Here is a 12655-nt window from a genome sequence, read left to right on the forward strand (position 1 = left end):
TTTAACGCTTTCTCGCTAAGAAACTAAATTCGGTTGCCAACCATTGACTTCAACATAGTCAGATTGAGCCAACCAAAACCCATTCGGTGTAAAAACACCAAGCATAACATTATCTATGCTTAATATTTGAATTGTATGACGCATCCATGGAAAAATATGTGCATCTTGAATTGCTTTTTTTAATGCCCAAGTACCCACTCTGCCATAAAGATGGATTTTTTCTCCACCTCTACGATGATTCAGTTCTAATTTTTTTCTGAGTAAAGAATAGGATAACCCGACTTTTTGTACTTGAATCTGAAAATCTCCAGAAGCTACAGAAATTTTTTGCTCTAAATCACATTCTAAATTTTGTGCAACAAAAGGTTGTTCTTTTTTACTCTCTAAATATATTTCAGCATCTAAACGATATAAAAACTGTCGAAAGCGTACATAATAATATTCATTCCAATGTAAAGCAGCTTGAGCATCTGATTTAGATAAAATGACTTCTTGTTGTAAACGTTGCACCATTTCAAAGCTAGGACGATATGTATCTTGACCTTTCATCCACGCCGATAAAAGCTGCCTTTGTCGCGCAGAGGTTAATCCATTTAATTTTGCTAAATCGAGTCGATTTTCATGCGTACATACAGCCAAATCTTGCTGCAAAATATCGGTTAAAATTTCTTGTGCATCCTGCATCAAATAACTTGTACGTGCCAATGCTTGTTGCATTTTAGGATAGCGACTTTGCAAAATATTCCAAAGTTCATGTCTACACCATGCACGATCATAATGTGTATCCATATTCGTTGGGTCATCAACATAAGGTAAAGAGCTTTGCTCTGCCCATTGGCAAATTTGCTCACGAGAAATATCTAATAACGGGCGCCAAAGTGTTAAATTTTCTCGCTCATCAATCACTTTCATTGCACTTAAACCAGACACGCCAGCGCCTGACAACAAACGCAACATGACTGTTTCTGCCTGATCTTGCTGATGATGAGCAAGTACTAAAATATCATTTGGATGAAGATGTTTTTGATAAGCTTGATAACGTGCAGCACGAGCTTGATTTTCTAAGTTACCCTCAGCAACTTGTACATGTTCTACAATATAAGGAATATTTAACTGCTGACATTGTTCAGCAACAAAAATAGCCCAATCATCATTTGCAGCTTGTAATTGATGATTAATATAAATTGCTCGAATTTGCTGAGGACACAACACTGCCATTAAATAAAGCAACAGCATGGAATCCATGCCGCCGCTACACCCAATAAGAAATTGAGTATTTTTTGGAAATTGAAGGAGTTGTGTTAAGAAACGAGTCCTAAATTGTCGCTGCCAAACTTCATTAAACGCTGGTAACGTGCTTCGCATCGCTCTTCTGCACTCATTGCTTGTAATTCATCAAGCGATTGTTTTAACACATCTTTAAGCTTTTCCATAACATCTAATGGTTGTAAATGTGCCCCTTCGCCTTCGTCAACAACATATTCGACTATACCCATTTTTTGTAGCTTATCAGCAGTTAAGGCTAAAGCATCACTCGCCTGTTCTGCCTTTTCTGCTGTTTTCCATAAAATAGAAGCACAACCTTCTGGAGAAATAACCGAATAAATACTGTGAGAAAGCATAATCACACGATCAGCTACACCGATACCAAGTGCACCACCTGAACCACCTTCACCTAAAACAGTAGCAATAACAGGAACTTTCAAGCTGGAAAGCTGGGCTAAACTACTTGCAATCGCTTCTGCTTGACCACGTTCTTCTGCACCAACCCCAGGATATGCACCCATCGTATCGATAAAAGTAAAAACAGGTAAATTAAAACGTTCAGCCATATCAAGTAAACGTTGTGATTTACGGTAGCCCTCAGGATTACTCATCCCAAAATTGTGCTGTAACTTTTCACGGGTACTACGACCACGATGTTGACCTACGATCATGACAGCTTGACCGTTAAAACGCGCTAAGCCACCGACCATTGCACCATCATCACCATATAGACGATCACCATGCAAAGCATCAAATTCTGTAAAGATTTCGCCTACATAATCCAAAAATTGCGGACGCTCTGGATGACGTGCAATTTGAACCGTTTTCCAAGCTTTAGATTGAGCAGCTTTATTTTTCATAAGTCGAGTATTATCCCTAATTCGCCGATGACTCACACCGAGAAATTTGTGTTAATCGATAAACTGTTCCGACTGAATATTCAATTCAATGTCCCAATGCTTAAATTGCACTTGCTCATCATGCAAATCGGCAACGAGCAATGGCCATTGTTTGGCATCACCAGAAACGCAGAGTTGCCATTGTTGCTCATCTAGGACTGTTAATTCAATGGCAGGAAGCATCTCATCACTACGACTGTGATTCAGTAAAACTGCAAGACGAAGCAACAAACATAAGTAAATAAGTTTGTATCCACCTACTCTCATCACATCAATTTTACTGTCTGTACGCAATTTTCGACGATGATGAGCGACCAAATGTGACAAATGATTTTGATCGATTTGTGAAAAACCAGGAATATCTGAATGCTGTAACAAATACGCACTATGCTTATGATAACCGCTATGGCTAATTGCTAAACCAATTTCATGTAAATAAGCAGCTCGACGCAATAAATCACTATCATCATTATTTAAATTCAGTTTTGCAGCAACACTATCAAATAAATGCTGTGCAGTATCCACGACGCGTTGTGCTTGTTTTAAATCTGCATTATAACGACCAATCATCGCTTGTACGCTACGATCACGAATGTCTTCATGCTGAAAACGTCCGAGTAGGTCATACATTACACCTTCTCGTAATGCACCATCTGAATAGACTAATTTATCAATATTTAATATTTCAAAAATCGCATACAAAATAGCCAAACCTGCTGGCAATACTGCTCGGCGATCTTCTTTTAAGCCTTCAAACTCCATATCTGAAACATGTTTATATTTCAGCATTTTGTCTTTTAATTTTTCTAAACCTTCGCGTGTCAGATTTTCCTGATCATCACTCCAGCCCATATTTACTGTAATTTGGCGACACGCTTTAATCGTTCCACTTGAACCAACAACCGTATCCCAACCTTCTGCTTTATAAGTATTTGCAATAGAAGTCAGTTCTTTACGTGCAGCCACGACAGCTTTATCAAAATCTTTTGCACTAATTTCACCTTCTGGGAAATAAGCTTTGGTAAATGCAACACAACCCATTTGTAAAGACTCTGTATGGATTGGCTCAAACTCTTCACCAATAATAAGCTCTGTAGAACCACCACCAATATCAATGACTAGACGGCGTCCGCTATTTGCCATTGTGTGTGAAACACCTAGGTAAATTAAACGAGCCTCTTCACGACCTGCAATAATTTCAATCGGCTTAGGTAAAATTTCTGCCGCTTTTTGAATAAATTCTTGACCATTTTTTGCTTGACGCAAAGCATTGGTTGCGACAATACGCAAACGATTCGCCTGTACAGAGCTTAAACGCCCAACAAACCTTGCCAAACATGCCAAACCTCGTTGCTGTGCTGCCTCTGTTAAATTTTTATTTTCATCCAACCCTGCAGCAAGCTGAACTTTTTCTGACATTGATGCTACTTTTTTTACTTCACCATGATCAACACGGGCGATTGCCAAGTGAAAACTGTTCGACCCCATATCAATGGCAGCAAGTAATTCTTCATCAATTAAAAAATCAGACATTATTTATACAAACTCATTCAGAAGTGTGCCTAGATTAATTCACATACAAGCAATTTAAAAGCCATTTATGATGACAATTCACTGAGGCATTATTTTTTCTACATATGTGACAATTGTATGACAATTTAAAAACTCCGATTAGGCTTATCGTGAGCATCAATTAGACAAACTCACAATTAAGATCGAAAATTTAACCATTCCCCTACTTTGTTAAAGATGACTATGTAATACTTATAAATATAGGTTACATCTTTAAAATATTTCGGAGCATTATCCATGTCAGGCAATATCGTAAATACCACTGATGCCAACTTTGAGGCTGACGTTTTAAAATCTGAAACTCCTGTTCTTGTTGACTTCTGGGCAGGCTGGTGTGCGCCATGTAAAGCGATTGCACCTGTTTTAGAAGTACTTTCTGATGAATATGAAGGTAAAGTAAAAATCGTTAAAGTTGACGTAACTGCATGTGAAGCAACTGCGGTAAATTATAATATCCGTAATATTCCAGCATTATTGATGTTTAAAGATGGTGAAGTCGTAGCACAACAAATCGGTGCTGTGCCTAAATCTAAACTCACTGCCTTCATTGATGAAAATATCTAAACAGTATAGTTAATCGACAAAATACGCTATAAAAATATAGCGTATTTTTTCTCTTCTATTTGACAATTTTCACGTTCTCACTTATATTTCTACGACAAGAAACATTGGGGTTTTATTCCTGTTTCTTAAAACACAACACATAAGATCGCCGCTCGGCAAAAGAAATTGTTTTACACATTTCTCCTCGAAAGAACCAATTAGATTCTGAGTTTTGTTATTGTGCAAATACAATTACACTCACCTATTGTACCGCGGTCGACTTTTGCTTTCTTTCTTTTATCTCTGTGTACCACACATCCTTACATCAATCTGACCATCTATGAACTTAACTGAACTCAAGAAAAAACCGATTGGCGAACTCATTAAGATTGCTGAGTTTATGGGCCTTGAAGGAATGGCTCGTAACCGCAAACAAGACATTATTTTTGCCATCTTAAAACGCCATGCTATGAATGGCGAAGAAATTTTTGGTGATGGTGTTCTAGAAATTTTGTCTGATGGGTTTGGCTTCCTACGCTCGGCTGCTGGCTCTTATCTTGCAGGTCCTGACGATATTTATGTTAGCCCTTCTCAGATTCGTCGTTTTAACTTACGTACTGGTGATACCATCACAGGTACAATTCGCCCACCTAAAGAAGGTGAACGCTATTTTGCATTATTAAAAGTTAATCAAATTAACTACGACACACCTGAAAACTCACGTAACAAAATTCTTTTTGAAAACTTAACACCATTGTTCCCAACTGAACAACTTATAATGGAGTTAGGTAATGGTTCAACTGAAGATTTAACTGCTCGTGTTGTTGACCTTATTGCTCCAATTGGTAAAGGTCAACGTTCAATTATTGTGGCGCCACCTAAAGCAGGTAAAACCATGTTATTGCAAAACATCGCTCAGTCGATTGTTCGCAATAATCCTGAATGTTTCTTGATTGTACTTCTCATTGACGAACGTCCTGAGGAAGTAACCGAGATGGAACGAACTGTACGTGGTGAAGTCATTGCTTCTACTTTTGATGAATCACCAGCACGTCACGTACAAGTTGCTGAAATGGTCATTGAAAAAGCAAAACGTTTGGTTGAACACAAAAAAGATGTTGTTATCTTACTTGACTCAATTACACGTTTAGCACGTGCCTATAACACCGTAATTCCTTCATCAGGTAAAGTGTTAACAGGTGGTGTAGATGCACATGCTTTAGAACGCCCAAAACGTTTCTTTGGTGCTGCACGTAACATTGAAGAAGGTGGCTCACTCACGATTATTTCAACTGCACTAATCGAAACAGGCAGTAAAATGGATGAAGTGATCTACGAAGAATTCAAAGGTACAGGTAACCAAGAAATTACACTTGATCGCCGTATTGCTGAAAAACGCGTCTTCCCTGCAATGAATATCAAGAAATCAGGTACTCGTCGTGAAGAGCGCCTCATGAGTGAAGAAAATCTACGTAAAGTTTGGATTTTACGTAAATTGTTACATACTCAAGATGAGTTAGCTGCGATGGAATTCTTGCTAGATCGCATGAAAGAAACCAAAACCAATGATGACTTCTTTGACCAAATGAAACGTAAAGTAACGAATTAATTTTTAATTTTTCCTAAAAAGGCTATCTATAACGATAGCCTTTTTATTTGGTTGACTTTGCTTACATAAATTTACAGATGTGCTTATGCAATGTTAAATTAGATTGCAAATCATTGAATATTAATATTTTTAACAAAAAATCCTTATGTTTTTTAGACAGTTACCTAGCAACAAACCAATATAAAACTCAATATTAATTGTAAATATCTGTTAAAAAAGTGTCATTTTTTAACCTTTTTTCGCTTTTTTTTAATTTAGAGCAGTAGCAATTCTAAATGCGCAGTGATAGCATATTCGCATACCAGTTAGACTGCTTTCTGCATTGTTTACCTACACAATGGTTAGGCACAATAAAAGCATACAACAGGCTAATCTGGGTTTTTTTGTCTCAATTATTTTTATGAGAGTGATGCCATGTTATTCAAAAAAATCGCTATTGCTGCTGCAGTTGCTACTACTTTAGCTTTTGTTGGTTGTGCTAAAAAAACTGAAGAAGCTGCTGCTGATGCAAACGCTGCTGCATCTCAAGCTGTAGAAGCTGCTTCTGAAGCTACTGCTGCTGCTGACGCTGCTGCTGCTTCTGCTGCAACTGACGCTGCTTCTGCTGCAACTGACGCTGCTGCTACTGCTACTGCTGCTGCTTCTGAAGCTACTGCTGCTGCTTCAACTGCTGCTGCTCAATAATAATCAACTTAGATTATTATCAGAAAAAAGAGAACCTTGGGTTCTCTTTTTTTACATCTTAAATTTATGTAAAAATAAAAAAATCCCTAAAAATATAGATTTAGAAAAATATACTATTTAATTTATACAGACTGACTCGACTGACAACATGTCTTCACTATTAAGGAAAAATATAATTAAAACAAAGTGTATCCCAAATAATGAAGCCAGTTTAGAAAACCAACATTCAAAACTGTGCACTTAGCCGAAAAAACTTTCTGCACTACGTTGGTTCATTCCTATTTTTGATTCTACAGCTCAGTTGCTTTTGAAAAACAACATGAAGAATTTTGAAGCATTAAAAAATAACTTTGCTTATAGCATTCTGCCTACAGTACACCCATTCATCATTTCATCTAACAACTATAAATTTATGCAATAAAAAGCCCCGTAAAAATACAGGGCTTTTGCCGAAAATAGAGAAAATTAATCCTCTTGTTCTGTGCCTACACGTTGTCTAAATTTTTGTCCTGCACGGAATGTTACAACACGACGTGCTGAAATTGGAATCTCTTCCCCAGTTTTAGGATTACGTCCAGGACGTTGACGTTTGTCACGTAATTCAAAATTACCAAATCCTGAAAGTTTGACTTGTTCGCCAGCAATTAATGCTTGGCTAATTTCATCAAAGAATAACTCAACCATTTGTTTTGCTTCACGACGATTTAAACTCGTAAGCTCACTTAAATGATCAGCCATTTCTGCTTTTGTTAATGCTGTCATGAGGCCCTCAATGTCGCTTCATAAGTGTCTTGCAACACTTGTATAATATTGTCCATACCAGATTTAATTTCAGCATCTTCTAGTGTACGTGTTGGATGTTGCCATAATAATGCAAAAGCTAAAGAACGTTTGCCATCTTCAACACCTTGACCAGTATACACATCGAATAACCAAGATGAGTCTAAAAGCTCTCCACCTGTTTTTTCGATAAGTTGCTGAATTTCACTAACATTAATCTTATCATTAATTAAAAGCGCAATATCACGTCTAACCGATGGAAATCGTGATAATTCTGTAAAATTAGATACATAAGTTTGCAAAACAGCCAATTGATCGAGTTCTGCAACCCAAGTTGTGCTTAAATCCAACTCATTTTCCAATGAAGGATGTAAACGACCGAAATAACCGATTGATTTTCCATCGACTAAAATTTCAGCAGACTGACCAGGATGCAACCATTCACGCTCAGAACGTACATATTCAACCTGTACACGACCCGCAGCCAACAACTCTTCCACTTCACCTTTAAAGTCAAAGAAATCCATTGCCTGTGGTTTGGCATGCCATGATTCAACTTGTTTCGCACCTGTCGCAATCATCGCCAAGGTAGGAATCTGTTTAAGATCATCAATGCCTTGTGCATTTTGATAATCAAAACGTAAACCCAACTCAAAGAAGCGTACACGACTTTGTTGACGATTGACATTGTATTGTACACATGGAATCAAACTCGACAACAAAGTTGAACGCATCACCGCAAGATCGCTTGAAATTGGGTTCGCCAATGCCAATGGATTCACGTGTGAATTGAGTTGTTTTTCCAGTTTTAAATCTGCGAAACTAAAGCTGATCGCTTCCTGATAACCCAAAGTCACCAAGGTTTGACGTAATTGCGGTAATTCAAATTGGTCTTGATGTTTCGCTAATTTCACATCAATCACAGGTAGACTGATTTGGATATTGTCATATCCGTGGATACGCGCAACTTCTTCAATTAAGTCTTGGTAAATCGCCATATCATAACGATGTGATGGTGGCACAACAGTCCACTGTCCCTGAGCAACGACTGTCACTTCACAGCCTAAACGTTGTAAAGCATCGGTAATAAAGTCTGATTCAACTGCATAACCGAGCAATTGATCGACTTGCGCCTGATTCAACTCAATCGCATCACGTTTTGGCAATAATTCAGCTTGTTCAGCCACCGTAATTGGACCAAATTCACCGCCTGCAAGTTCTTGAATCAACTGTGATGCACGGTGCATGGCAATCATTGGCAATTCAAAGTCTACACCACGTTCATAACGTTGTGATGCATCGGTATGTAAACCGAAACTACGGGCACGACCTGCAATTGCAAGTGGTGCAAAGAATGCTGATTCTAAGAAAATTTCAGTAGTTTCATCCGTCACAGATGAAGATAAACCACCCATGATCCCTGCAATTGCCAATGCTTTGGCATCATCTGCAATGATCATTACATTTTCAGAAAGTTCAACTTCTTGTTCATTAAGTAAAATCAATTTTTCCTGAGCAGTTGCCTGACGTACATGCACAGAACCTTGTACTTTACCACCATCAAAAGCATGTAAAGGCTGACCAAGTTCCATCAAGACATAGTTGGTAATATCCACCAAAATACTGTGCTGACGAATACCTGAACGAGCCAGTGCTTGTTCCATCCATTCAGGTGTAAGCGCTTTGGTATTGACGTTTTTGATCACACGACCTAAATAACGTGGGCAACCTTCGGTTGTCACTACAACTTGTTTTTGATCTGCAATCGTTGCTGCAACTTCTTTAATTTCAGGTGCAGTCACAGGCAATTGATTGATTACACCAACTTCACGTGCGATCCCGCGGATACTGAAACAGTCACCACGGTTTGGCGTAATGCTGATATCAATGACATTGTCATCTAAATTTAAATATTCACGGATATTCACACCAACTGGTGCATCGTCTGGAAGCTCTAAAAGACCATCAATTTTATCTTCCAGATCAATTTCCGAAGCACCACACAACATCCCTTGTGACTCAATACCACGCAGTTTGCCTTTCTTAATTTTAAAATCGCCTGGAAGTACTGCGCCAATCGTTGCAACTGGTGCTTTCATGCCCGCACGTACATTGGGTGCGCCACATACGATTTGTAAAGGCTCACCTGAACCAATATTGACCGTAGTTACACGTAAACGGTCGGCATCAGGATGCTGCTCTACCGTTAAGACTTCGCCCACAACCACACCTGTAAATGCTTTTGCAGCAGGTGTTAAATCATCAATTTCAAGACCCAACATGGTGAGTTGGTCAGATAAAGCTTCGCTATCAATAGCAGGGTTTACCCACGTGCGTAGCCAATTTTCGCTAATTTTCATACATTCATTTCCTTAATCTCCCCTAGCCCCTCTTTACAAAGAGGGGAAATCACAAATCCACTTGCAGTGGAAAGTCCCCCTTTCTCAAAGGGGGATTTAGGGGGATTTCAATAATTTATAAATAACCGATTAAACCATTAAGCAAATTGGCGTAAGAAACGCACATCATTTTGGTAGAACATACGTAAGTCATTGATGCCATAACGTAACATCGCAAAACGCTCTACACCTAAACCAAAGGCAAATCCTTTATATTTTTCAGGGTCAATGCCAGCAGCTTGCAGTACATTTGGATGCACCATACCGCAACCCAATACTTCCAGCCATTTACCACGTTCATCCATAATATCCACTTCCGCACTTGGCTCTGTGAATGGGAAATAAGACGGACGGAAACGTACTTTCAAATCTTTTTCAAAGAATTCATTTAAAAGATTAATCAATAAACCTTTCAATTCAGCGAAACTGGTATTTTCAGCAACGTATAAACCTTCGATCTGATGGAACATAGGCGAATGCGTCTGGTCTGAGTCACAACGATAAACACGACCTGGACATACGATACGAATCGGCGGTTGGCTAGTTTCCATGGTACGAATTTGCACACCTGAAGTATGCGTACGCAGCAAATGATTAGCATCAAAATAGAAAGTATCGTGCATCGCACGTGCAGGATGGTGCCCTGGAATATTCAATGCTTCAAAGTTATGATAGTCATCTTCAACTTCTGGACCCGTTGCAACTGTAAAACCTGCTTTGGTAAAGAACTGGCAAATACGTTCTTGAACTTGGGTAACAGGGTGAATACTTCCTACTGTTTGTCCACAACCTGGCAAGGTAATATCAATCGTTTCACTTGCAAGCTTTTGTTCTAATGCAGCTTTTTGTAATTCCGCTTGACGTTCAGTCAAGGCAGCTGTAATGGCTTCACGTACAGCATGAATTTGCGCACCAAAGCTTTTACGCTCTTCGGGATCCATTTTACCAAGTGCCTTAGATTGTTCCGCGAGCTGGCTTTTTTTCCCTGTAAATTGCACCCGAACTTGATCGAGTGTAGCAAGGTCTTGAGCTGCTGCAATCGCAGCGAGCGCTTCAGTGGTCAGGGCTTCCAGTGACATAGTAACTCTCAAAGCAACAATTTAGAAAAATAATATAACTGGTTATTCTAACAGTTTTTATGCAGTTGAATGAAGTTCCTGCTAGACGAAAATTACGATTAGCATATGTTTCTCAACATTATTGTAATGCTTGATCATCGTAAATTTCAGTCAAAGGCTAGAACTCTGATTTATAATAAGTATAAAATGATCTTAATGTCACCGAGATTTATAAAAATGGCACTCGATCCAATCTGGAAACAACAACTCACTCTGGTTACTTATGGTAATGAATTTCTAAACCAAGAGCTCAGCTTTAATCGTTGGATCAGTCATGTCGTATTTAGTCAGCATACTTTTGCATTTCGAGATTTACTCAACCAACATTTACTCGCGCAACATTTTCAAATTTGGTTAGAAGGCTTAAAAAAACAAGGGGTTTATCGACTCAGCTTGCACAGTTCAAACCTACTCAATGATGAACAAAATCCCAATGCCAATGTAGAACTTCTGTCTATTCCTCATTTTATTGTCAGTCATGATAAGCAAAAGAAAACAGCATGGATTTTTGGGAAAGAATTGGCAGAATGGTATAGTGCAGATAATGACTATGAAGCTCCAACTTCACAACAAAGCCCTTTTCGCCATGAAACATTTTGGCTCTTTGAACTCAACTCAAAATATAACAAACGTCTTGAACAAGATCTTGCTCAGCCCAATTGGGATGATATTCAAATCTATACGGACAACGAGTTATTTGCGACCAAGTATGCTCAAGGCTTTCAAGAACCAAGCCATAAAGATCAGCCTTATTATGGTGGTATTCTCAGCAAAGACCCAAATCAATCAGGCTTACAACTTTCACTCATACCGACAGACTATCAAGCAGACTATGCGCATGAAACATTGCATCGTTTAGATGCTCTAGAAAAATTTATTGCTGCAAAAATTCAGCATCCTTATGATGAAAATCAACAAATTTTAAGTCCCGAAGAGCAAATGAATTTACGTCATTTCTCACAAAAGCTTGACGATTTGACTGCAAAATTTATCACCAAAGTTGCAAATCATTATCAATCTTCGCGCCTGACCCCAAAAGTGGTAGAGTCTCCTTTTGACCACAGCAAAACCGATGCTCAACATGTCTTACATAAAAAATCAAATGCTGAACAAAAATCTACTAAAACCAGTGTTTTCGCCTTGATCATCATTACCATTTTTATTTGTATTGCCGCTTATTATTTTGGTTTATAAATTTTGATGTACAAATCCAACTGATTTAAAGAAAGTAACCTTAGAATTGCTTTCTAACTTCCATCAAAGCGAAACCTAAAAGATTTAAACCTTTCCATTGCAATGGCTTTTCTGCTTTTTCATCCTCCGCAGACAAGCCAATTCCCCAGATTTTGTCTACAGGTGAAGCTTCAACCAATACACGCTCTCCTGTATTGAGTAAAAATTGTTTTAAATCTTCATTTTGAGAAAATTTAGCTAAATTTCCTTGTACGACAATATTAAAACGATGTTCTAGCCATACACTTTCTTGATAGCCTTTCACTAAGCGTCCTAAAACCTTAATCTCTTTAGGGTCAGCGGTTCGTAGTATCTTATTTAAAATTTCATCATCACCAAAGAGTTTAGCTTTTTGAGCCATCATATACTGTTCAGTATTTTTATATTGCACACCATCAACTTCAAATTTACTTGGAAACCACTGACTAAAACAACTCTTATCTATGACAGTTTTTTGCTTAGGTATATGCTCCCAAAAACATAAATATTTATGGCGTTGTCCTTTACGGACTTGCTCTTGCAATGCTGTTAAATATTGAAAATCACTCATCA

At 38.3% G+C, this 12655-nt stretch carries 11 protein-coding genes; 4 read left to right on the forward strand and 7 right to left on the reverse strand.

The window, feature by feature from the left end:
* Positions 1–15 precede the first annotated feature (15 nt).
* From tilS to ppx, 3 genes are read right to left on the reverse strand one after another with little or no spacing between them, the layout of a single operon-like run.
* Entirely contained in the window at positions 16–1245 is a 1230-nt protein-coding gene (tilS, locus tag C9E89_RS01485) for a tRNA lysidine(34) synthetase TilS (protein WP_378227123.1), read from the reverse strand.
* Positions 1246–1301: 56 nt separating this feature from the next.
* Positions 1302–2126, reverse strand: a complete 825-nt coding sequence (locus C9E89_RS01490; protein WP_107006678.1) for an acetyl-CoA carboxylase carboxyltransferase subunit alpha — start codon at positions 2124–2126, stop codon at positions 1302–1304.
* Positions 2127–2177: 51 nt separating this feature from the next.
* Positions 2178–3698, reverse strand: a complete 1521-nt coding sequence (gene ppx, locus C9E89_RS01495; protein ID WP_107006679.1) for an exopolyphosphatase — start codon at positions 3696–3698, stop codon at positions 2178–2180.
* A gap of 276 nt (positions 3699–3974) precedes the next feature.
* Here ppx and trxA point away from each other — a divergent pair, with 276 nt between their 5' ends.
* The 3 genes from trxA to C9E89_RS01510 all read left to right on the forward strand — a co-directional run bounded on the left by trxA (position 3975) and on the right by C9E89_RS01510 (position 6573).
* Complete coding sequence (trxA, locus tag C9E89_RS01500) at positions 3975–4301, forward strand: thioredoxin (protein ID WP_107006680.1); 327 nt, start codon at positions 3975–3977, stop codon at positions 4299–4301.
* A gap of 319 nt (positions 4302–4620) precedes the next feature.
* Complete coding sequence (gene rho, locus C9E89_RS01505; protein ID WP_107006681.1) at positions 4621–5889, forward strand: transcription termination factor Rho; 1269 nt, start codon at positions 4621–4623, stop codon at positions 5887–5889.
* A gap of 414 nt (positions 5890–6303) precedes the next feature.
* Positions 6304–6573 (forward strand): hypothetical protein, encoded by a 270-nt coding sequence (locus C9E89_RS01510; RefSeq protein ID WP_107006682.1) that lies wholly within the window; start codon positions 6304–6306, stop codon positions 6571–6573.
* A 465-nt stretch (positions 6574–7038) separates the two neighbouring features.
* Here the strand turns inward: C9E89_RS01510 and C9E89_RS01515 are convergent, their stop codons facing one another.
* The 3 genes from C9E89_RS01515 to pheS form a co-directional block, all read right to left on the reverse strand.
* Positions 7039–7335, reverse strand: a complete 297-nt coding sequence (locus C9E89_RS01515; protein ID WP_004723042.1) for an integration host factor subunit alpha — start codon at positions 7333–7335, stop codon at positions 7039–7041.
* The gene (gene pheT, locus C9E89_RS01520; protein ID WP_107006683.1) at positions 7332–9713 is read right to left on the reverse strand and encodes a phenylalanine--tRNA ligase subunit beta; all 2382 of its coding nucleotides are present in this window, start codon (positions 9711–9713) and stop codon (positions 7332–7334) included. The genes C9E89_RS01515 and pheT overlap by 4 nt, the downstream gene beginning before the upstream one ends.
* A gap of 137 nt (positions 9714–9850) precedes the next feature.
* On the reverse strand, positions 9851–10831 hold the full coding sequence (pheS, locus tag C9E89_RS01525; protein WP_107006684.1) for a phenylalanine--tRNA ligase subunit alpha: 981 nt from the start codon (positions 10829–10831) through the stop codon (positions 9851–9853).
* A gap of 216 nt (positions 10832–11047) precedes the next feature.
* Here pheS and C9E89_RS01530 point away from each other — a divergent pair, with 216 nt between their 5' ends.
* Complete coding sequence (locus tag C9E89_RS01530; RefSeq protein WP_107006685.1) at positions 11048–12064, forward strand: hypothetical protein; 1017 nt, start codon at positions 11048–11050, stop codon at positions 12062–12064.
* 40 nt (positions 12065–12104) lie between these two features.
* Here C9E89_RS01530 and C9E89_RS01535 read toward each other — a convergent pair whose 3' ends face one another.
* The gene (locus C9E89_RS01535) at positions 12105–12653 is read right to left on the reverse strand and encodes an NADAR family protein (protein ID WP_107006686.1); all 549 of its coding nucleotides are present in this window, start codon (positions 12651–12653) and stop codon (positions 12105–12107) included.
* Between the last annotated feature and the right edge of the window lie 2 nt (positions 12654–12655).

Origin of the sequence: Acinetobacter sichuanensis (genome assembly GCF_003024515.2) — a bacterium.
In the GTDB taxonomy this organism is placed as follows: Bacteria; Pseudomonadota; Gammaproteobacteria; order Pseudomonadales; family Moraxellaceae; genus Acinetobacter; species Acinetobacter sichuanensis.

Coding starts and splice junctions, on each gene's coding strand:
- tilS (WP_378227123.1), bottom strand. CDS start 1,245: ATGGATTCCATGCTGTTGCTTTATTTAATGGCAGTGTTGTGTCCTCAG.
- C9E89_RS01490 (WP_107006678.1), bottom strand. CDS start 2,126: ATGAAAAATAAAGCTGCTCAATCTAAAGCTTGGAAAACGGTTCAAATT.
- ppx (WP_107006679.1), bottom strand. CDS start 3,698: ATGTCTGATTTTTTAATTGATGAAGAATTACTTGCTGCCATTGATATG.
- trxA (WP_107006680.1), top strand. CDS start 3,975: ATGTCAGGCAATATCGTAAATACCACTGATGCCAACTTTGAGGCTGAC.
- rho (WP_107006681.1), top strand. CDS start 4,621: ATGAACTTAACTGAACTCAAGAAAAAACCGATTGGCGAACTCATTAAG.
- C9E89_RS01510 (WP_107006682.1), top strand. CDS start 6,304: ATGTTATTCAAAAAAATCGCTATTGCTGCTGCAGTTGCTACTACTTTA.
- C9E89_RS01515 (WP_004723042.1), bottom strand. CDS start 7,335: ATGACAGCATTAACAAAAGCAGAAATGGCTGATCATTTAAGTGAGCTT.
- pheT (WP_107006683.1), bottom strand. CDS start 9,713: ATGAAAATTAGCGAAAATTGGCTACGCACGTGGGTAAACCCTGCTATT.
- pheS (WP_107006684.1), bottom strand. CDS start 10,831: ATGTCACTGGAAGCCCTGACCACTGAAGCGCTCGCTGCGATTGCAGCA.
- C9E89_RS01530 (WP_107006685.1), top strand. CDS start 11,048: ATGGCACTCGATCCAATCTGGAAACAACAACTCACTCTGGTTACTTAT.
- C9E89_RS01535 (WP_107006686.1), bottom strand. CDS start 12,653: ATGAGTGATTTTCAATATTTAACAGCATTGCAAGAGCAAGTCCGTAAA.